Raw genomic sequence first — 20,699 nt, forward strand, 5'->3', positions numbered from 1 at the left:
CGTGCTTCACATATACCCTAAAGACAAGCGATCCCACTGGTTTGGGATCTCCTGCTACGCGGCATGGCTATACAGCATAAAATGATGCCAATACCCGATTTTTTGCCGTTCAATGTGGAGGAAATCGCAAAGAAAAGTTTTCACGATCAAGTCGTTTTTTAACATGGTGTTCTATGCTTGAAAGGAGGCGCTCCATACAGAGAGCGTCGCCAACAATGAGGGTGCGCGAATGGCAATGATTGATTCCATGAACAAGGACACCACACGTTTGAGCGATGGACCCGACTGGACATTTGATCTGCTGGATGTCTATCTGGCAGAGATAGACCGCGTGGCGAAGCTCTACCAACTGGATACTTACCCGCACCAAATTGAAGTCATCACTTCCGAACAGATGATGGACGCCTACTCCAGCGTCGGGATGCCGATCAACTATCCGCACTGGTCGTTTGGCAAAAAGTTCATTGAGACGGAACGTCTGTATAAGCATGGTCAACAAGGACTGGCTTATGAAATTGTGATCAACTCTAATCCCTGCATTGCCTACCTGATGGAAGAAAACACCATCACCATGCAGGCGCTGGTCATGGCGCACGCCTGTTACGGACACAACTCCTTTTTTAAAAATAATTATCTCTTCCGGAGCTGGACGGATGCCAGCTCTATCGTCGATTACCTGATTTTCGCCCGGAATTACATTACCCGCTGTGAAGAACGCTACGGAGTGGATGAAGTAGAAAAACTGCTCGACTCCTGCCACGCGCTGATGAATTACGGCGTCGATCGCTATAAGCGCCCGCAGAAAATCTCGTTGCAGGAAGAGAAAGCGCGACAAAAAAGCCGGGAAGAGTATCTACAAAGCCAGGTGAATATGCTGTGGCGCACGCTGCCAAAACGCGAGGAAGAAAAAACTGTCGCCGAAGCACGCCGCTTTCCCGCTGAACCGCAGGAAAACCTGCTCTATTTTATGGAGAAAAACGCCCCGTTGCTCGAGCCGTGGCAGCGCGAAATTCTGCGCATCGTGCGTAAAGTCAGCCAGTATTTTTATCCGCAGAAACAGACGCAGGTCATGAACGAGGGCTGGGCGACCTTCTGGCACTACACCATCCTGAACCATCTGTATGATGAAGGCAAAGTGACGGAACGCTTTATGCTGGAGTTTTTACACAGCCATACCAATGTCGTATTTCAGCCGCCCTATAATAGCCCCTGGTATAGCGGAATTAACCCCTATGCGCTCGGCTTTGCCATGTTCCAGGATATCAAACGTATTTGTCAGTCGCCCACGGATGAAGATAAATACTGGTTTCCGGATATTGCCGGTTCCGACTGGCTGGAAACGCTGCACTTCGCCATGCGCGATTTTAAAGATGAAAGCTTTATCAGCCAGTTCCTGTCGCCAAAAGTGATGCGTGATTTCCGTTTCTTCACGGTACTTGATGATGACAGGCATAATTATCTGGAGATCTCCGCCATTCATAACGAAGAAGGTTATCGGGAGATTCGATCAAAACTGTCGTCACAGTATAACCTGAGCAACCTGGATCCGAATATTCAGGTCTGGAATGTGGATTTACGCGGCGACAGATCGCTGACGTTGCGTTATATCCCGCATAACCGCGCACCGCTGGATAAAGGCCGCAAAGAGGTGCTGAAACATGTGCATCGGTTATGGGGCTTTGATGTGATGCTGGAGCAACAAAATGAGGATGGCAGCGTAGAACTGCTGGAGCGTTGTCCGCCGCGCATGAACATGCTGTAATCGAGATGCTGCCCGGTAGTGTTTGCGCTTACCGGGCATCGCGGGATTATCGTCCCTGAATCGCTAAATCGCCGGGCAGATTTTTCTGCATCCGATGCCAAATCTCGCCGCTGTCATGCCCGTAACGTCGCACCGTTTCATACACCTGGTCGTGCGCGCCCTGCTCGCATAACGACGATAATTTATGATAGAAACCCAGTGCCAGACTGCGCGCTTCCGGATTGGCGAAATAGTGGCGACCAATGCGGGTGTATAACCCTTTCATGCCGTTCAGGATCAAGCCGTAAATAGGATTGCCGGAGGCGAATGCCAGACCACGAAAGATGTTATAGTCCAGATCGGCGAATGCATCGGCATGGTCGGCCACTTCGTGGGCAGTGGCCAGCACTTCCTGCGCCTTATCCGGGTGTTGACGCAACGCGGTACGAATAAAGATAGTAGAAATATTGGTACGCACCGACAACAAATTGTCGATCAGTTGCGGAACGCTTTCATGATCAAGGCGGGCCAGCGTTTCAAGGATATTCAGCCCTGACGTTTCCCAAAAATTATTAACCTTTGTCGGTTTGCCATGCTGAATGGTCAGCCAGCCATCTCGCGCCAGCCGCTGTAACACCTCGCGTAATGTCGTGCGCGTCACGCCGATCAGTTCGGAGAGTTCTCGTTCTGCCGGTAAGATCGTGCCAGGAGGAAAGCGGTTATTCCAGATACTTTCAATAATATACTCTTCCGCGAAACCCGCCGGGCTCTGCGCCTTAATGACCATAGTGAGATTTCCATTACACAGCAAAACATAGTTGCACTCATCATACCAGACGGGCGTAACACCTGATAGCGGACGCAATGAAGAAAAAGGGGATCAAGGCACCATTTCTGATATCGCCTGCCAATATCGTTAAGGACTTGCTTGCATTCGTCGCGCTCGCTACTCTCTGTGTTTAAACATAAAAACGCTATTTCATTTTTCTAGGTAAGGAAAAATTTCATGGAGATCTCATGGGGTCGCGCCATGTGGCGCAACTTTTTAGGCCAGTCGCCCGACTGGTACAAACTGGCACTACTTGTCTTTTTAATTGTTAACCCATTCATTTTCTTAGCTAATCCCTTTGTTGCCGGTTGGCTGCTGGTGGCAGAATTTATCTTCACCCTAGCGATGGCGTTAAAGTGTTACCCCCTGCTGCCCGGCGGGTTACTGGCCATTGAAGCCGTTATCATCGGCATGACCAGCGCCGCCCATGTACGTGAAGAGGTTGCCGCCAACCTGGAAGTCTTGCTGCTGCTGATGTTTATGGTGGCAGGCATCTACTTTATGAAGCAGTTATTGCTGTTTATTTTTACCCGTCTGTTACTCAGTATCCGCTCGAAGATGGTTCTGTCGCTGGCCTTTTGCGTCGCCGCCGCGTTCTTGTCGGCTTTCCTTGACGCGCTTACCGTCGTTGCGGTGGTGATCAGCGTCGCCGTCGGTTTTTACGGGATTTACCATCGTGTGGCCTCATCGCGCGGCGAAGAGAACGATATGCTGGACGACAGCCATATCGATCCGCATTACAAAACGGTGCTGGAGCAATTCCGCGGATTCTTACGTAGCCTGATGATGCATGCGGGCGTGGGGACGGCGCTGGGCGGCGTCATGACCATGGTCGGGGAGCCGCAAAACCTGATCATCGCTAAAGCGGCTGGCTGGCATTTCGGCGACTTCTTTTTGCGGATGTCGCCTGTGACCGTCCCGGTACTGGTATGTGGACTGTTAACCTGTATGCTGGTCGAGAAAATGCGCTGGTTTGGCTATGGCGAAACGTTGCCCGAAAAAGTCCGTGACGTCTTGCAGCAATTCGACGATCAAAGCCGTAAGAAGCGCACCCGCCAGGATAAAATTAAACTAATAGTCCAAGCGGTTATTGGCGTCTGGCTGGTTACCGCCCTCGCCCTCCATCTCGCGGAGGTGGGACTGATTGGTCTGTCGGTCATTATTCTGGCCACCGCGTTAACGGGTGTAACCGATGAACACGCCATCGGCAAAGCGTTTACCGAGTCGCTGCCGTTTACTGCGCTGTTAACCGTTTTCTTCTCCATTGTGGCGGTTATTATCGATCAACATCTTTTCGCGCCGATTATTCAGTTCGTCTTGCAAGCCTCTGAACACGCGCAGCTAACGCTGTTCTATCTCTTTAACGGCCTGTTGTCTTCCATCTCAGATAACGTCTTTGTCGGCACCATTTATATCAACGAAGCGAAGGCGGCAATGGAAAACGGCGCTATCAGCTTAAAACAGTTTGAGCTTTTAGCCGTGGCCATCAATACCGGTACTAACCTGCCATCGGTAGCGACGCCAAATGGTCAGGCGGCATTCTTATTCCTGCTGACCTCCGCGCTGGCGCCGTTAATCCGTCTCTCCTATGGCCGTATGGTCTGGATGGCGTTACCGTACACTATCGTACTGACCCTGATAGGGCTACTGTGCGTCGAATTCACTCTTGCGCCGGCCACCGAATGGATGACTCAGGCAGGATGGTTAGCAACGCTTTCGTAACGTTTGGCCGGGCAATACACCGCCCGGCTCCGATTTTTGCCTGATAATTATCCAATTACACATTATTTCATTTCCCGCTAGTGGCGCACGAATTGAATTGGTTTACACTGCGGTCTCTACGCATGTTGCAGGGAAATTATTATGTTGCGATTTTTAAACCAGTGCTCACGGGGTCGGGGCGCATGGTTACTGATGGCGTTTACCGCCCTGGCGCTGGAAATGGTGGCGCTGTGGTTCCAGCACGTCATGTTACTTAAACCTTGCGTGCTATGTATTTACGAACGTTGCGCCCTGTTTGGCGTGATGGGCGCGGGTCTGGTCGGCGCAATAGCGCCGAAAACGCCGCTGCGATACGTGGCAATGGTTATCTGGATTTACAGCGCCTGGCGGGGTCTACAACTGGCGTATGAACATACGATGATTCAGTTGCATCCCTCGCCGTTCATGACCTGTGACTTTATGGCGCGCTTTCCAGACTGGTTGCCGTTGGGTAAATGGCTGCCACAGGTGTTTGTGGCATCCGGTGATTGCGCCGAACGCCAGTGGTCGTTTTTAACGCTGGAGATGCCGCAATGGCTGTTGGGGATCTTTGCCGCTTACCTTGTGGTGGCGATAGCCGTCGTCATAGCCCAGGCATTTAAGCCTAAAAAACGCGACCTGTTCGGTCGTTGATACACACGCTCCTTCGGGAGCGTTTTTTTTGCCCGAAGCGTTGTTTGCCAGTGATTAAAAGGTGTATATTAAATACATCTTTTAATCACCACATCAGGGAGATGTCTTATGTCCCACTTACGCATCCCGGCAAACTGGAAAGTTAAACGCTCTACCCCCTTTTTCACCAAAGAGAATGTTCCGGCGGCACTGCTCTCTCATCACAACACAGCGGCAGGCGTTTTCGGACAACTCTGCGTGATGGAAGGCACCGTGACCTACTATGGCTTTGCGAATGAAACCGCGACAGAACCAGAAGTGAAAGTGGTAATTAATGCCGGGCAATTCGCCACCAGTCCGCCGCAATACTGGCATCGGGTAGAACTGAGCGATGATGCGCGGTTCAACATTCATTTTTGGGTAGAGGAAGACCATCAGGGCGAGGAAATGTATCAACAGAAAAAAGCCTGACATCGGTAAACCAGTCACCACTGGGCGGCGTCCCGCCCAGTAGCCAGGTGATTAATGGCGCTAATTAAACGCTAGAGTAGTTTAATTTTAACGTGGTATCCCTCAAGCCCTTTCATCGTTTCTCGCGGCGCGAACTCTATTTCGGAAACCTCTTGCCCGGTTTTCTTCCGTAGTTCGGCGACCTTTTTGCTAATGAGTGCCGCGATTTCCTCTTCTGCTTTATGTGTCAACTCTTCGCTGTTCATTGATTTCCTCCTTTGAACTCGCAAACGGCTAAGCGCAATAAGACAGTGTCGTCATGGACGCGCTACTATTTTAACGTACAAAAAATTATAGGCTATCTTTCTGAGAGTTATCAGGATGTTTCACTTTGAAAGATGTAAAAAACCGCCTGGCACAGACGGTGCATCAGGCGGTTGGTTAATAGCACAAGACGCTATCTACGAGGATCTTCAACCTCATTCTGGGTATCCGGGTCGAGAGGATCGTCTCCCTCTGGCGTATCCGGAATATTTTCACCAGGAAGCGGCTCATCCTCTGGTAATGGATCGACTAAATCAGGACGTTCAGACATAAAGCCTCCAACGAACCATAGTTATTAAAGATACCCTACAGCACTACTTTTGGTTTTTCTTTGGATTTTTTCCTTCGTCTTCGTGTGTCTTATCAGGCTTCCTGGGCTGATCCTTTGAAACGCGCAACGGTTGGTTATTCATGGGGTAACTCCTCAGGATAGGCAGCGATATACTGCTTTGAAAGTATAGAGTCGCCACCATACGTGCGCGAGCGCAGCGACAAGGCGCGTCAGGGAGGAGTAGAAGGCAGTGATAACGCCAGGTGACGGAATTTGCACGCAATTCCTGATTTCAGGGGTCGCCCGGCGTAAATTAAAGAATTGTAAACAATCAGCCGTTTTGCCGAAGACTTATTCTGCCCACGACGGTTTATTTAAAATATGATCCTGCCAGTCCCGTACTTCAGATTCTTTAACCGCGATATGACGGACAGAAATTCGCTCGCCATGCATAGCGGCTTTCGATCCAGTCAGCAGCGGATGCCACGTCGGCAAGGGCTTACCTTCCGCCAACAAACGGTAGGCGCAGGTCATCGGCAACCATTCAAAGTCTGGCAAGTTTTCGCGAGTGAGTTTGATACAGTCGGGTTCAAATTCAAAACGGCGTTCATAATGACGGCACTGGCACGTTTTGATATTTAATTGCCTGCACGCCACGTTGGTGAAGTAGATTTCATCTGTATCTTCATCCATCAGCTTATGCAGGCAGCATTGACCGCAGCCATCGCACAGCGACTCCCACTCGGCATCGGTCATTTCATCCAGGGTTTTACGTTGCCAGAAAGGTGTATCGCTCATTAAAGTATCCGCCATTGCACTAAAGCTGCACCTTATAACCAGTCTGGCCTGCAGATGCAAGTTTTACCGCCGCTGAAGGCGGCAAGCAGATTTTACAGAACGCGGGTAGACAACGTTTCGCCATTAAAACGAATGTCCAGCTCATCGCCGCTTAATAATGGCCCCACGCCTGCCGGCGTGCCGGTTAGCACCACGTCCCCGGCTTTGAGCGTAAAATAGCGGCTCATATAGGCGATAAGGGGCACAATAGGATGAATCATATCCGCGGTCGACCCTTGCTGGCGAACCTCGCCATTAACGTTAAGTCCGATAACCGTATTTTGCGGATCGCCGCAGAAGGCCGCGACAGGGATGAAGCCTGAAATCGGACATGCGTTATCAAAACCTTTGGCTTTTTCCCAGGGCTGTCCTGCCTTTTTCATTTTCCCTTGAATATCGCGCAGGGTTAAATCAAGCGCCACGCCATAACCGGCTATCGCTTTACGTACATGATCTTCGGTCGCCTGGCGGAGCGTTGCGCCAATCAGCACAGCAAGCTCAACTTCATGATGAACAGCCCCCATATCCGCCGGAATCGCCAGCGGCTGGCGAATATCACACAATGCGGTTTCCGGCTTGATAAAAAGCACGGGTTCTTCCGGCGTCGCGCTGCCCATCTCCTTGATGTGATTTGCGTAATTACTGCCCACGCAGACCACTTTACTTACCGGGTAATCAAGCAAGGCACCTTGCCAGTTACGATGTTGATACATATTTTCCCCTAAGATCATGATGGAATTCAGGCGCGGCACCGAATACCGTTTAACGGTCAGCGGGCGACGTATTTTGTCCCACCGAAGAAAGATGTTGTTTCAGCAAATCTTCCGGCGGCGGCGGCAATTGTAAATAATAGCCCTGCTCGCTTAACGCCTGTTTTACTTTTTCGAGCTCGGCATTGACTAATTTTTTACGTCCATCAAGCGGCAGCATCATCGCTAACTGCGGCTGACCGAATCCTTTCATCAACGCTTCAGGCACCCGCGAAAAATCGTCTTTTTTTTCGACATACAAATAGGTTTGATCGCGCTTGCTACTTCTATAGATCACACAAAACATACTTTTACTCTGAATTAACGGGATGGTGACTTGCCTCAATATAATACTGACTATAACATGCCTTCTGGACTTCGGAATATCACTCCGTATCGGAGATGATAAATAGCAAATTGAGTAAGGCCAGGATGTCAAACACGCCAATCGAGCTTAAAGGCAGTAGCTTCACCTTATCAGTGGTTCATTTGCATGAAGCGGAACCAGAGGTTATTCGTCAGGCGTTAGAAGACAAAATAGCGCAGGCTCCTGCGTTTTTAAAACACGCCCCTGTCGTTATTAACGTTAGCGGTCTTGAAAGCCCGGTAAACTGGCCGGAACTGCATAAGATCGTGACCTCAACCGGCTTACGCATTATCGGCGTGAGCGGCTGTAAAGACGCCAGCCTGAAAGTAGAAATCGATCGGATGGGTCTTCCTTTACTGACTGAAGGTAAAGAGAAAGCGGTTCGGCCTGCGCCCGTTGAGCCGGCAACGCCCAGCGAACCGCCGCAAAACGCTAATCCCATCACAAAAACGCGATTAATTGATGTTCCGGTTCGTTCCGGTCAGCGCATTTATGCTCCACAATGTGATCTGATTGTTACAAGTCACGTCAGCGCTGGCGCAGAACTTATCGCTGACGGCAATATCCATGTCTATGGCATGATGAGAGGTCGCGCGCTGGCAGGGGCGAGCGGCGATCGGGAAGCGCAAATTTTTTGTACCCATCTGACGGCAGAACTGGTCTCTATCGCAGGTGTTTACTGGCTGAGTGATAAAATCCCGGCAGAATTTTATGGCAAAGCGGCGCGCCTGCGTTTAGCAGACAACGCTTTGACAGTTCAACCGTTGAATTGATCCCTTTTTAACAAGGAATTTTTATGGCACGCATTATTGTTGTTACTTCGGGTAAAGGGGGCGTTGGCAAGACCACCTCCAGCGCGGCCATCGCTACAGGTTTGGCCCAGAAGGGAAAGAAAACTGTCGTCATTGATTTTGATATCGGACTGCGTAACCTCGATCTGATTATGGGGTGCGAACGTCGTGTCGTTTACGATTTTGTAAACGTCATTCAGGGCGATGCGACACTGAATCAGGCGCTGATCAAAGATAAGCGTACTGAAAATCTCTTCATTCTTCCGGCGTCGCAGACCCGGGATAAAGACGCGCTAACGCGCGAAGGCGTCGCTAAGGTACTGGACTCACTGAAAGCGATGGACTTTGAGTTCATCGTTTGCGACTCGCCGGCGGGTATCGAAACCGGGGCGCTGATGGCGCTCTATTTTGCCGATGAAGCGATCATTACGACCAACCCGGAAGTCTCTTCTGTCCGTGACTCGGACCGTATTCTGGGTATTCTGGCATCGAAATCTCGTCGCGCAGAAAATGGCGAAGAACCGATTAAAGAACATCTCCTGTTGACGCGCTACAATCCAGGCCGCGTCAATAAAGGCGACATGCTCAGCATGGAAGATGTACTGGAGATTCTGCGTATTAAACTTGTCGGGGTGATCCCGGAAGATCAATCCATACTGCGCGCATCTAACCAGGGTGAACCGGTGATTCTTGACGCCACTGCGGATGCGGGTAAAGCCTATGCAGATACCGTAGATCGTCTGTTGGGAGAAGAACGTCCTTTCCGCTTCATTGAAGAAGAGAAGAAAGGTTTCCTCAAACGCCTGTTCGGAGGATAAATTATGGCATTACTGGATTTTTTTCTCTCGCGGAAAAAGAGTACCGCTAATATTGCAAAAGAGCGGTTGCAAATCATTGTCGCGGAACGTCGCCGTAGCGATGCCGAACCGCATTATTTACCGCAGTTACGTAAAGATATTCTTGAGGTCATTTGTAAATACGTACAAATCGATCCGGAAATGGTTACCGTCCAGCTTGAGCAAAAAGATGGTGATATCTCCATCCTTGAACTTAACGTAACGCTGCCGGAAGCCGAAGAGTCAAAATAAGCTCTTTTATGGGAAAATTCCTGGATTAAAAAAGGCAGAAGAATCTGCCTTTTTTATTTTTTTACATTATTCCGAATACGGACATTTATTTCACTGGCCGTTTTCCCGGCAATTACCGTCGTTAACGCGGATACTCCTGCAACAGAAGAGTTAACTTCTCCGCCATCAGTTCGGCGCGCCAGCCGGAAATCAATTCCGGTTGCCCATTTTGCGGTTTTAATTTCCAGTGCCAGTTAAGCAACTGATTAATCTGCCGACGCGATGCCAGTAGCTCGCCGCTGACGTGATGCGACGCGCTCACCTCCGCCACCAGCGCTTTGATGGCCTTAAACGCTTTGCGATAGCCCGGCATGTCCATCAGATTCAACAGGGGTTCCGGCAATGCCTCTTCCGGTAACGCCTGTGCTTTCGCCACCAGCGATATCAACGTCTTGCCGTGAAAACGAATCTCGCTGCCGGAAAGCCCCAGGCTATCCAGCTCACCGAGACTGCCCGGCATATAACGCGCGACCGCCCACAGGTTTTCTTCACGCACAACAAAGTTCACCGCCATATCGCGCTCACGCGCCTTACGCAGCCGCCAGTCAGCTAAAAGTTGCAGACAGGCTAACTGGCGAGTACGCAGTTGCCAGGCATTGGTGATATCCCGCCATGCTTCTTCCGGCGCCTGAATCTCCTGACGACGCTGCTGCATCAATCGGCATTCATCAAGCGCGGCAGGCAGCCATCCTGCGGCTTCAGTTTCAATCATCAGCTTTTTGGCGATCGGTAACAGATACCAGACATCCGCCGCCGCGTATTCACACTGACGTTCGCTTAAAGGCCGGGCTAACCAGTCGGTACGAGACTCGCTTTTGTCCAGAGCCACGCCCGTATACTCTTCTACCATCGACGCAAAACCCCACGACAGCGGACGCCCGCAAAACGCCGCCAGAATTTGCGTATCAATCAGAGGTTCCGGCAGTTCGCCAAACGCATTCAGAAATACTTCCAGATCTTCGCTACCCGCGTGCAGAAATTTGGTGATTCCCGTATCGCGCAACACCGCTTTTAACGGCGACCAGTCGCTGATGCCGAGCGGATCGATCAGGGCGACATTTGCCCCGTCAAATAACTGGATCAATCCTAACTGCGGGTAATAGGTGCGGGTACGGACAAATTCCGTATCTAAAGCAATAGCCGGACATGCGCGGACAGCCTCACACAGGCTCGCCAGCGCATCGTCCGTTTCAATCATTTGGTAATTCAAATCGTGTTCTCTTTGGTTCGCGCCAAAAAAACACCGGCTTAACCGGCGTCTCTCGTTAGCTGACTTAACGCTCAGGCTTTATTGTCTACTTTGCCACGGGCTTCGTCACGCAGTTCTCGTCGTAAAATTTTCCCAACGTTAGATTTTGGTAATTCCTCGCGAAACTCGACCTGTTTGGGCACCTTATATCCGGTCAGATGGCGACGGCAGAAGGTGATCAACGCATCGTCAGTCAATGCCGGATCTTTCTTAACCACAAAAAGCTTCACCGCTTCGCCGCTACTACCGGAAGGCACGCCAACCGCCGCGACTTCCTGCACGCCAGAATGCTGCATCACCACATCTTCAATTTCGTTTGGATAAACGTTGAAACCAGAAACCAGAATCATATCTTTCTTACGATCGACAATCCGCAGAAAGCCGTCTTCATCCATAACCGCAATATCGCCCGTATGCAGCCAGCCATCTTTAATGATTTCATCCGTCGCGTCAGGACGCTGCCAGTATCCCAGCATAACCTGCGGGCCTTTCACGCAAAGCTCTCCGGCCTCACCCGGCGCGACTTCGTTATCATCGTCATCCACCAGTTTGGCTTCTGTTGACGGTACTGGCAGGCCGATACTGCCGCTGTGATAATCAATATCATGCGGGTTGACGCTCACCAGCGGGGCGCACTCGGTCAGCCCGTAGCCTTCCAGCAGGTATTGCCCGGTCAGCTTTACCCAACGTTCCGCAACGACGTTTTGCACCGGCATCCCGCCGCCGGCTGACAGATGCAGCGAAGAAAAATCCAGCTGTTGAAACTCTTTATTATTGAGCAGGGCGTTGAATAGCGTATTAACGCCGGTCATCGCCGTAAATGGATATTTCGCCAGCTCCTTGACCAGGCCGGGGATATCACGCGGATTGGTAATCAGCAGGTTTTGCCCACCCAGCTCGATAAAAAGCAGACAGTTCATGGTTAAGGCAAAAATGTGATACAGCGGCAGCGCGGTCACTACCAGCTCTTTCCCCGGGTGCAGCAGCGGCCCATAGGTCGCTTTCACCTGCTCCAGATTCGCCAGCATATTGCGGTGGGTCAACATCGCGCCTTTCGCCACGCCCGTCGTACCGCCGGTATATTGCAGGAAAGCCAGATCTTCAGCGACAACCTCGGGTTTGACATACTGCATACGGTAGCCATGCTGTAGCGCGCTGCGAAACGAGATCGCATCTGGCAAGTGGTATTTTGGCACCAGACGCTTGATGTATTTCACGACAAAGTTAACAACCGTACCTTTGGCGGTAGAAAGCTGGTCGCCCATCCGCGTCAGAATAACGTGCTGTACCGACGTTTTCTCGACTACTTTTTCCAGCGTATGGGCAAAGTTAGAAACAATAATGATTGCCGCCGCGCCGCTATCGTTAAGCTGATGCTCAAGTTCGCGCGGCGTGTAAAGCGGGTTAACGTTCACCACAATCATGCCGGCGCGTAAAATACCAAATAGCGCGACGGGATACTGCAACAGGTTTGGCATCATCAGCGCCACACGGTCGCCTTTTTTGAGTCCCAGCCCTTGTTGTAAATAAGCCGCAAATGCCCGACTACGTTCTTCTAATTTACGGAAGGTCATTACCTCCCCCATATTAACGAACGCAGGCTGATCGGCATAGCGCGTCGCCGCATGTTCAAACAGTTCAACCAGGGATTGATAACGGTCAGGATTGATCTCCGCCGGAACATCAGCAGGATAACGGTTAAGCCAAACCTTCTTCAATGCATCACCTCTAAAATGAGTGTTCGTCGTCATCACAACCCCAGTTAATAAACAAGTCGTTAACATTATATTAACTCAGCGTACCAGTTTATTAATTACGCAACTGAAAGGTTGCGAAGCGCGTCACTATTTATTTTTATTATGTCTCTATGAATGCAGAAACAGCGGACCAGCCGCTGTTTCTTTTATTGATAAAACAAAGAGTTACTCTGTTACTATCGTCTGAACCTCTGCGGGTCCAGGGTTATACCACCCCCAACCGCCATAGCCATAAGGCCAGGCGCGTCCGCCGTAAAACCACGGATCGATCGGCTGTGGAGGCATGACGACCTGCTGAACAAGATGCCAGCGTTTATAACCGGTAGCCTGCATCAGCATAAATTTATACGGCGTATTGCCGATTTTACCGTCAACCGTGCCGGTTATCGGGCCAACAACGGTAACTAACTGGCCACGGAAGTCCACCGGGTCCAGAAAACCGTTCACATCGGCAAAAATTCTGCCGCGCGAGGCTTCGCCCAGAACAGGACGCGCGCCGCTATCAAGCGGTACGGTCGCGATTTCAAGCCGGGTTTTTCCCTGCTGATTTTGCACCGCCACAACTTTGCCGCCGAAACGCGCCTCTTGCCCGATATAGAGCTGTGGCGCATTCATCACCCGCACCAAATCCTGCTGTGGCGTCGGACTCGAACCTTTAATGGCATCCGGGATAGTCACGCAACCGCTCAGCATAAGCGCAAAAGCGCACGCCAGCGCCCCTTTTATTAACCGTTTTTGAACCGCCATGATGCGACTCCTTTTTCTCGACCTCTATTCCACCCCACAGCATAAAGTATGGGGGGTAATAGTAGTGAGAGTCATTCTTTGCCGGGAAGTTTCTTCCACGCCACTTCGTTACGCAAATAAACCGGCTCGGCATGTTCCACGGCAACGGTCTCTCCTGCCGCCAGCTTTTGACTGGCGATGGGCAGCATATCTTCCGCTGCCGGGAGCGACACCTCCCCATCATGAAGCGTCAGGCCGCACTCCTTCACCAGATCGGGCCACGCGGACCAACCCGCTCCTACTGTCGCCCACTCGCCGGAAAGCTGTTTCAACCGCTCGCCGACTCGTTCCGGTTTCAGCACCGCTTCCGTCTCTTCGCCCTGCCAGACGCCCTGCGCATCACGCTGGTATTCCGCCCAGTACACTTCGCCCATCCGCGCGTCAATCGCGGCGAGTACGCGGGTCGCGCCGGTTTTACGCCACGCGCCCTGCGCCATCGTGGCAAGCGTCGAAACACCGATCATCGGCAGATTTGCCCCTAACGCCAGCCCTTGCGCAATCCCAATGCCGATACGCACGCCGGTAAAGCTGCCCGGACCGCGCCCAAACGCCAGCGCATCTATCTCATTGAGCGAGACGCCGCCGGCGGCCAGAATCTCCTGCACCATGGGCAGGATACGTTGAGTGTGTTCTCGTGGACAAAGCTCAAAGTGAGCATTGATAGTACCGTTGTTCCACAGGGCGACAGAACAGGCCTCTGTGGCGGTATCGATAGCCAGAATTCGCATGAGGTTTCGTGCTTAGATCAATAAAATAGCGCGCATCTTACCATACTCCGTAACAAATTACTCGGCGGATGGAATCGCAAGAAAGCGAACGGCACGGGCGATATCACGCGTGCGCGGCGCAGGAGGCAGGCTGGCGAGAAACGTGGCGCCATAGGGCCGCATCACCAGCCGGTTATCACAAATCACTAACACCCCGCGATCGTCCGCATCGCGAATCAGCCGCCCTACTCCCTGCTTCAGCGTAATCACCGCGTCGGGCAGTTGAACCTCATCAAACGGATCGCCGCCGCGCAAACGACAGTCTTCCATTCGCGCTTTTAACAGCGGGTCGTCCGGGGAGGTAAACGGCAATTTGTCGATAATCACCAACGATAACGTATCGCCGCGCACGTCCACCCCTTCCCAGAAGCTGCTGGTGGCGACGAGCAGCGCGTTTCCGGCGCTAACAAATTGCTGTAACAGTTGGCCTTTACTGGTTTCCCCTTGCAATAATACTGGCAGCGTCATGGTGGCGCGAAACTGCTCCGCCAGATCGCGCATCATGGCGTGCGAGGTGCACAGCATAAAACATCGCCCGTTATTGGCTTCGATAATCGGCCTGAGCATAGCCGCCAACTGTCGCGCCGCGCCGGGCTGGTTGGTTTGCGGTAGGTTACGCGGTACGCAGAGTAACGCCTGGCGCGTATAGTCGAATGGGCTGGGCAGTAGCATGGATTCTGCCTGTTCAATTCCCAGACGGGCGGTAAAGTGGTGAAGATCATCATTTACCGACAACGTGGCCGAGGTAAAAATCCAGCTACCGGGCTTCTGTTCCATCACCTCTTTGAATTTGTCCGCCACGGTGAGCGGCGTCAGCGCCAGGGTGAAATGGCGCGAGGTGCACTCATACCAGTAGCTGTATCCCGGCTGATTGATCTCTTTTAAGCGTTTCAGCCGTGAACGGTATAGCGTGGCGCGTTCAAAAGCCGCATCCAGCAGCGCCGAACGGCCCAGCGACAGCTTCGCCACGTCGTAACAAAGCTCCAGCGTATCATCCAGCAGTAAAAATGCCCGTTGGATACGTGGGTCGGCTAACAGTTCACGCAAATTTCCCCGGTAGCCGGGCTCCCCCAGTTGCAGACGAAAATCCTGGGCGCTCTGGGCAAGGCGATCGGCGCATTTTTGCAACTGTTGAGTGTCTTTCAGTTCCGTCCGGTAGGCGATGGTGATGTCTTTTGCTAAATCCAGTAACTGACGGCTGGAGAGCGATTGTCCGAAATACTGGCTGGCGATGTCAGGCAGTTGGTGGGCTTCATCGAAGATCATTACTTCAGCCTGAGGGATAAGTTCGCCAAACCCGCTCTCTTTAACCACCATATCCGCAAGAAAAAGGTGGTGGTTTACAATCACCACATCCGCGTCCATCGCCTTTTTACGCGCTTTCACCACAAAGCACTCTTTGTAGAGCGGGCAATCGCTGCCAAGGCAGTTGTCGTTGGTACTGGTGACCAGCGGCCAGGCCTGGGAATCCTCCGCCACGCTGACGCAGGTGCTGATATCGCCATCCCGCGTCTGATTTGACCAGGAGCGCAGCAATATCACGTCGCTTAACGTTTGTACCGGTAAATCGCCGCCCGCCAGCGCTTGTTGTTCCAGCCGCTCCAGGCAGAGGTAGTTTGAACGTCCTTTCAACAGGGCCGTCTTACCGGTAAACGCCAACGCTTTTGCTACCGTCGGCAGATCGCGGCTGTAGAGTTGATCCTGCAACGCTTTCGACCCGGTCGAAATAATGACTTTTTTCCCGGCGCGCAATGCCGGAGCGAGGTAAGCATAGGTCTTCCCGGTTCCGGTGCCGGCTTCAACAACCAGAGGCTGCGCATTTTCAATCGCTTGTGTCACGGCAACCGCCATTTGCCGCTGTGGTTCGCGCGGTTTAAAGCCGGTTATCGCTTTGGCCAGTTGGCCATCTGCTGCAAAATCGTCCGTCACACTGCCCCCTGTTAATTTACACAGGGATTATGTCAGGGTAGAAAGTCTTACGCCAGTTACAGAGGTGACGGCGACGCCACATTGTGGCAGTCTTGAACCATTCAAATGAAAAGCAAATGAGGAATAAGTAATGTCTATCGTGCGTATTGATGCCGAAGATCGTTGGTCAGACGTGGTGATCTACAATAATACGCTGTGGTATACCGGCGTGCCGGAAAACCTGGACGCCGATGCTTTTGAGCAAACGGCGAATACTCTGGCGCAAATTGATGCGGTGCTGGAAAAACAGGGCTCCAGTAAGTCACGTATTCTGGATGCCACTATTTTCCTGAGCGATAAAGCGGATTTTGCCGCCATGAATAAGGCGTGGGATGCGTGGGTCGTCGCAGGCCATGCGCCGGTACGCTGTACCGTACAGGCCGGGTTGATGAACCCGAAATATAAAGTTGAGATTAAGATTGTCGCGGCGGTATAAGCCGGTTATTCGTCTTCATCCTCAAAACGCGCCACTATCCGTTCGCCGGTATGGTTGGCGCGAAGTTCGCCCGCCACCTGGGCAATCGCTTCTCCGCTGCTCATACCTTGCGACATCAATTCCTGGATACGTTCTACGGCTTTTTGCTGTTGTTCATGACTGAGTGAAGGTAAACCTGCAAACATGATTAACTCCTGCTAAATTGTTAGCGCTAATTATTTCACGCTACCCGGCGGTAAGCCAGTAGTGTTGTAACGAGTCAGGAATGATGAAGACGTTATCTCCCACTGTTATCACCTTACCCTGGCGTCCGGACGCCGCTGAACACTATTTTGCGCCCGTAAATCATTTGCCCTGGGCGATGCTGCTGCATTCAGGTGATGCTATTCATCCCTATAACCGTTTTGATATTCTGGTCGCCGATCCTGTCACCACGCTGACCACGCGCGCGCAGGAAACCACGGTATGTACTGCGCGCACGACTACCGTCACTCTCGACGATCCGTTACACGTTTTGCAGACTCAACTGGAGGCGCTGCCTTTTCATCCTCAGCCTGACCCTGACTTACCCTTTCAGGGCGGCGCGCTGGGTCTGTTTGGTTATGATTTAGGGCGGCGTTTCGAAATTCTGCCCGATACTGCCGCGCGCGATATCGCTTTACCCGATATGGCGATTGGCCTTTACGACTGGGCGCTGATTGTCGATCACCATAAACAGGTAGTGTCGCTGATAAGCTATCACGATGCAGACGCCCGATATCGCTGGCTCACCGGCCAGCGCGCGCCGACCCAAACGCCCTTCAGGCTTACCTCGGCCTGGCAATCCAATATGACGCGTTGCGAGTATGGCGAGAAGTTTCGTCAGGTGCAGGCCTGGCTGCACAGCGGGGACTGCTATCAGGTCAATCTTTCCCAGCGTTTTCAGGCGAGCTACGAGGGTGATGAATGGCAGGCTTTCGAACGCCTTAACCGCGCAAATCGCGCCCCGTTCAGCGCCTTTCTTCGTTTACATGACGGCGCCATATTGAGCCTTTCTCCCGAGCGTTTTATCCAACTGGAGAATGGTCATATTCAGACGCGCCCGATCAAAGGTACGCTTCCACGGCTTAACGATCCGCAGGCGGATCGTCAGCAAGCGCAGAAACTGGCCAACTCAATGAAAGATCGCGCTGAAAATTTGATGATCGTCGATTTGATGCGTAACGATATTGGCCGGGTCGCCGTACCGGGTTCGGTGAAAGTGCCGGAACTGTTCGTCGTCGAACCATTTCCTGCCGTTCACCATCTGGTTAGCACCATTACCGCCCGTTTACCGGACTCGCTTCATGCCACTGATCTGCTGCGCGCGGCTTTCCCCGGCGGCTCCATTACCGGCGCGCCTAAAGTGCGGGCGATGGAAATTATCGACGAACTGGAGCCGCAGCGACGCAACGCCTGGTGCGGTAGCATCGGTTATCTGAGTTTCTGCGGCAAGATGGATACCAGTATTACTATCCGCACCGTCACGGCAACGCAGGGCCAACTCTATTGCTCAGCCGGCGGCGGTATCGTGGCCGATAGCAACGAAGAAGCGGAATATCAGGAAACTTTTGATAAAGTTAATCGTATCCTGCACCCACTGGAGAACTAATACGTGGATACCAGCCGTCTGACGCTCGATCATTTCTTATCGCGCTTTCAGCTTTTGCGCCCGCAGATGACTCATGAAACGTTAAATCAACGTCAGGCCGCCGTACTGATCCCTGTGGTTCGCCGCCCCCAGCCGGGGCTGCTGTTGACCCAGCGGGCTATTCATTTGCGCAAACACGCCGGACAGGTCGCCTTTCCCGGCGGGGCCGTGGACAGTACCGATGCTTCGCTTATCGCCGCAGCGCTTCGCGAAGCGCAGGAGGAAGTCGCCATCCCGCCGCAAGCCGTGGAAGTGATTGGCGTTTTACCGCCGGTAGACAGCGTGACCGGTTTTCAGGTCACCCCGGTGGTCGGCATTATTCCGCCAAATCTCCCCTGGCGCGCCAGTGAAGATGAAGTGTCTGCGGTGTTTGAAATGCCGCTGGCGCAAGCGTTGCAACTGGGTCGATATCATCCGCTTGATGTTTACCGTCGCGGCAATTCGCACCGCGTATGGCTCTCCTGGTATGAGCATTATTTCGTCTGGGGCATGACCGCAAACATTCTTCGTGAGCTGGCGCTGCAAATCGGCGTAAAGCCCTGACTGTACACAACGCCATTCACGTTGCCTCAAGGCGGTAACAATCGCCTCCCCCAAAGAGGCAGCCTGAAGGGCAGCGTGTATATACTTAACTTTACGCGCGCAAGACACGACTTGAGATTACTGTCGCAATATTAGTAAAAACGCGGTTATTCATTAGTTTAATTCATGTGAATAGTTAAGCTGATGCCAGCGTTCCCTCTTACACTATGCGCAGTTATAACATCGTAACCGGAAGCCCCGGTTGCCCTGTCAGGAGTATTATCGTGATTAGCCTATTCGACATGTTTAAGGTAGGGATTGGTCCCTCCTCTTCCCACACTGTTGGCCCGATGAAGGCCGGTAAACAGTTCGTCGATGACCTGGTCGAAAAAGGATTACTGGATAACGTTACCCGCGTCGCTGTCGATGTCTACGGCTCGCTGTCGCTGACGGGGAAAGGTCACCATACCGATATCGCCATTATTATGGGTCTGGCGGGTAATGAACCCGCTACCGTGGATATTGATAGTATCCCCGGTTTTATTCGCGACGTCGAAACGCGCGAGCGTCTGTTACTGGCCCAGGGACGTCACGAAGTCGACTTCCCGAAAAATGACGGAATGCGTTTTCACAACGGCAATTTGCCGCTGCATGAAAACGGGATGCAGATCCATGCCTGGCATGACGACACGGTCATTTATAGCAAGACGTACTATTCCATCGGCGGCGGCTTTATCGTTGATGAAGCGCATTTCGGCCAGGAAGCGACGAATGAGGTTACTGTACCTTATCCGTTTAAATCGGCGAAAGAAATGCTGGAATATTGCAACAGCACCGGCCTTTCACTCTCCGGCATGGTGATGCAAAACGAACTGGCGCTGCATAGCAAGAAAGAGATTGAAGAGTATTTCGGTCACGTCTGGCAGACCATGCAAGCCTGTATTGATCGCGGTATGAATACCGAAGGCGTGCTGCCGGGGCCGCTGCGCGTACCGCGTCGCGCCTCTGCGCTGCGTCGTATGCTGGTTTCCAGCGATAAGCTTTCCAGCGATCCGATGAACGTCATTGACTGGGTGAACATGTTTGCTCTGGCGGTGAACGAAGAGAACGCCGCAGGTGGTCGCGTCGTGACGGCGCCAACCAACGGCGCGTGCGGCATCGTGCCTGCGGTACTGGCTTACTACGACCATTTTATTGAGTCTGTCAGCCCGGATATTTACACCCGCTACTTCCTGGCGGCAGGCGCTATTGGCGCGCTGTATAAGATGAACGCGTCTATTTCCGGCGCGGAAGTCGGCTGTCAGGGCGAAGTCGGGGTCGCCTGTTCGATGGCGGCGGCAGGCCTTGCTGAACTGCTGGGCGCCAGCCCGGAACAGGTTTGCGTTGCCGCTGAAATCGGCATGGAGCATAACCTGGGGCTGACCTGCGACCCGGTTGCCGGTCAGGTGCAGGTGCCGTGTATCGAACGTAACGCCATTGCTTCGGTTAAAGCGATCAACGCTGCGCGTATGGCCATGCGTCGAACCAGCGCGCCGCGCGTCTCGTTGGATAAAGTCATCGAAACGATGTACGAGACCGGAAAAGACATGAACGCAAAATACCGCGAAACGTCGCGCGGCGGGTTGGCTATTAAAGTCCAGTGTGATTAAACGCCGTTTCCCCTCCCTTCGCCCATCTGCTACGGAT

The 20,699-nt window shown here is 52.4% G+C and carries 23 protein-coding genes; 11 read left to right on the plus strand and 12 right to left on the minus strand.

Annotated features, from left to right (window positions below; translation table 11 throughout):
* Positions 1-229 precede the first annotated feature (229 nt).
* On the plus strand, positions 230-1,762 hold the full coding sequence (locus ACFK9X_RS13285; RefSeq protein ID WP_151116703.1) for a SpoVR family protein: 1,533 nt from the start codon (positions 230-232) through the stop codon (positions 1,760-1,762).
* Positions 1,763-1,808: 46 nt separating this feature from the next.
* On the opposite strand, the gene fadR is transcribed toward ACFK9X_RS13285, so the two are convergent.
* Entirely contained in the window at positions 1,809-2,528 is a 720-nt protein-coding gene (gene fadR / locus ACFK9X_RS13290; protein WP_000234826.1) for a fatty acid metabolism transcriptional regulator FadR, read from the minus strand.
* Positions 2,529-2,747: 219 nt separating this feature from the next.
* Here fadR and nhaB point away from each other — a divergent pair, with 219 nt between their 5' ends.
* The 3 genes from nhaB (at position 2,748) to ACFK9X_RS13305 (ending at position 5,414) form a co-directional block, all read left to right on the plus strand.
* Positions 2,748-4,292 carry a Na(+)/H(+) antiporter NhaB gene (gene nhaB / locus ACFK9X_RS13295; RefSeq protein WP_000406446.1) on the plus strand — a complete coding sequence of 515 codons (1,545 nt, stop codon included), beginning with the start codon at positions 2,748-2,750 and terminating at the stop codon, positions 4,290-4,292.
* Between the two features lie 141 nt (positions 4,293-4,433).
* Entirely contained in the window at positions 4,434-4,964 is a 531-nt protein-coding gene (gene dsbB, locus ACFK9X_RS13300) for a disulfide bond formation protein DsbB (RefSeq protein ID WP_000943475.1), read from the plus strand.
* 108 nt (positions 4,965-5,072) lie between these two features.
* Positions 5,073-5,414, plus strand: a complete 342-nt coding sequence (locus tag ACFK9X_RS13305; protein ID WP_000018967.1) for a DUF1971 domain-containing protein — start codon at positions 5,073-5,075, stop codon at positions 5,412-5,414.
* A 71-nt stretch (positions 5,415-5,485) separates the two neighbouring features.
* Here the strand turns inward: ACFK9X_RS13305 and ACFK9X_RS13310 are convergent, their stop codons facing one another.
* From ACFK9X_RS13310 to ACFK9X_RS13330, 5 genes are all read right to left on the minus strand, one after another.
* Positions 5,486-5,659 carry a GnsA/GnsB family addiction module toxin gene (locus ACFK9X_RS13310; protein WP_001083582.1) on the minus strand — a complete coding sequence of 58 codons (174 nt, stop codon included), beginning with the start codon at positions 5,657-5,659 and terminating at the stop codon, positions 5,486-5,488.
* Between the two features lie 191 nt (positions 5,660-5,850).
* The gene (locus tag ACFK9X_RS13315; RefSeq protein WP_001519337.1) at positions 5,851-5,988 is read right to left on the minus strand and encodes a hypothetical protein; all 138 of its coding nucleotides are present in this window, start codon (positions 5,986-5,988) and stop codon (positions 5,851-5,853) included.
* 351 nt (positions 5,989-6,339) lie between these two features.
* Positions 6,340-6,786, minus strand: a complete 447-nt coding sequence (locus ACFK9X_RS13320) for a YcgN family cysteine cluster protein (RefSeq protein WP_001285703.1) — start codon at positions 6,784-6,786, stop codon at positions 6,340-6,342.
* 92 nt (positions 6,787-6,878) lie between these two features.
* Entirely contained in the window at positions 6,879-7,538 is a 660-nt protein-coding gene (locus tag ACFK9X_RS13325; RefSeq protein WP_001519895.1) for a fumarylacetoacetate hydrolase family protein, read from the minus strand.
* A gap of 49 nt (positions 7,539-7,587) precedes the next feature.
* Entirely contained in the window at positions 7,588-7,881 is a 294-nt protein-coding gene (locus ACFK9X_RS13330) for a YcgL domain-containing protein (RefSeq protein WP_001525604.1), read from the minus strand.
* Between the two features lie 125 nt (positions 7,882-8,006).
* Between ACFK9X_RS13330 and minC the strand changes: the two genes are divergently transcribed.
* The 3 genes from minC to minE are packed head-to-tail and all read left to right on the plus strand — an operon-like array spanning position 8,007 to position 9,820.
* Positions 8,007-8,714, plus strand: coding sequence for a septum site-determining protein MinC (gene minC, locus ACFK9X_RS13335; RefSeq protein WP_000072527.1), 708 nt, complete (start codon positions 8,007-8,009; stop codon positions 8,712-8,714).
* 23 nt (positions 8,715-8,737) lie between these two features.
* Entirely contained in the window at positions 8,738-9,550 is an 813-nt protein-coding gene (gene minD, locus ACFK9X_RS13340; RefSeq protein WP_151116705.1) for a septum site-determining protein MinD, read from the plus strand.
* 3 nt (positions 9,551-9,553) lie between these two features.
* Positions 9,554-9,820 (plus strand): cell division topological specificity factor MinE, encoded by a 267-nt coding sequence (gene minE, locus ACFK9X_RS13345; RefSeq protein WP_001185666.1) that lies wholly within the window; start codon positions 9,554-9,556, stop codon positions 9,818-9,820.
* Positions 9,821-9,941: 121 nt separating this feature from the next.
* Here minE and rnd read toward each other — a convergent pair whose 3' ends face one another.
* The 5 genes from rnd to ACFK9X_RS13370 all read right to left on the minus strand — a co-directional run bounded on the left by rnd (position 9,942) and on the right by ACFK9X_RS13370 (position 16,347).
* Positions 9,942-11,069, minus strand: coding sequence for a ribonuclease D (rnd, locus tag ACFK9X_RS13350; protein WP_001109128.1), 1,128 nt, complete (start codon positions 11,067-11,069; stop codon positions 9,942-9,944).
* A 71-nt stretch (positions 11,070-11,140) separates the two neighbouring features.
* Complete coding sequence (gene fadD / locus ACFK9X_RS13355; RefSeq protein WP_000758418.1) at positions 11,141-12,826, minus strand: long-chain-fatty-acid--CoA ligase FadD; 1,686 nt, start codon at positions 12,824-12,826, stop codon at positions 11,141-11,143.
* Between the two features lie 204 nt (positions 12,827-13,030).
* Positions 13,031-13,612 carry a Slp family lipoprotein gene (locus tag ACFK9X_RS13360; RefSeq protein WP_000290594.1) on the minus strand — a complete coding sequence of 194 codons (582 nt, stop codon included), beginning with the start codon at positions 13,610-13,612 and terminating at the stop codon, positions 13,031-13,033.
* A 71-nt stretch (positions 13,613-13,683) separates the two neighbouring features.
* Positions 13,684-14,379, minus strand: coding sequence for a tRNA (adenosine(37)-N6)-threonylcarbamoyltransferase complex dimerization subunit type 1 TsaB (tsaB, locus tag ACFK9X_RS13365; protein WP_151116707.1), 696 nt, complete (start codon positions 14,377-14,379; stop codon positions 13,684-13,686).
* 57 nt (positions 14,380-14,436) lie between these two features.
* Positions 14,437-16,347, minus strand: coding sequence for an ATP-dependent DNA helicase (locus ACFK9X_RS13370; RefSeq protein ID WP_000128801.1), 1,911 nt, complete (start codon positions 16,345-16,347; stop codon positions 14,437-14,439).
* 130 nt (positions 16,348-16,477) lie between these two features.
* Between ACFK9X_RS13370 and ACFK9X_RS13375 the strand changes: the two genes are divergently transcribed.
* Positions 16,478-16,822 carry a RidA family protein gene (locus ACFK9X_RS13375; RefSeq protein ID WP_000029550.1) on the plus strand — a complete coding sequence of 115 codons (345 nt, stop codon included), beginning with the start codon at positions 16,478-16,480 and terminating at the stop codon, positions 16,820-16,822.
* Between the two features lie 5 nt (positions 16,823-16,827).
* On the opposite strand, the gene ACFK9X_RS13380 is transcribed toward ACFK9X_RS13375, so the two are convergent.
* A complete protein-coding gene (locus ACFK9X_RS13380) occupies positions 16,828-17,007 on the minus strand; it encodes a YoaH family protein (protein WP_000457328.1) in 180 nt (59 codons plus the stop codon).
* Between the two features lie 80 nt (positions 17,008-17,087).
* On the opposite strand from ACFK9X_RS13380, the gene pabB reads away from it, so the two are divergent.
* From pabB to sdaA, 3 genes are all read left to right on the plus strand, one after another.
* Positions 17,088-18,452, plus strand: a complete 1,365-nt coding sequence (gene pabB / locus ACFK9X_RS13385) for an aminodeoxychorismate synthase component 1 (protein ID WP_151116709.1) — start codon at positions 17,088-17,090, stop codon at positions 18,450-18,452.
* A gap of 3 nt (positions 18,453-18,455) precedes the next feature.
* Entirely contained in the window at positions 18,456-19,034 is a 579-nt protein-coding gene (locus tag ACFK9X_RS13390) for a CoA pyrophosphatase (RefSeq protein ID WP_000381544.1), read from the plus strand.
* A 263-nt stretch (positions 19,035-19,297) separates the two neighbouring features.
* Complete coding sequence (gene sdaA / locus ACFK9X_RS13395) at positions 19,298-20,662, plus strand: L-serine ammonia-lyase (protein WP_047607539.1); 1,365 nt, start codon at positions 19,298-19,300, stop codon at positions 20,660-20,662.
* Positions 20,663-20,699: the final 37 nt, after the last annotated feature.

The organism is Salmonella sp. WC3 (assembly GCF_042932255.1).
GTDB classification, from domain to species: domain Bacteria; phylum Pseudomonadota; class Gammaproteobacteria; order Enterobacterales; family Enterobacteriaceae; genus Salmonella; species Salmonella enterica.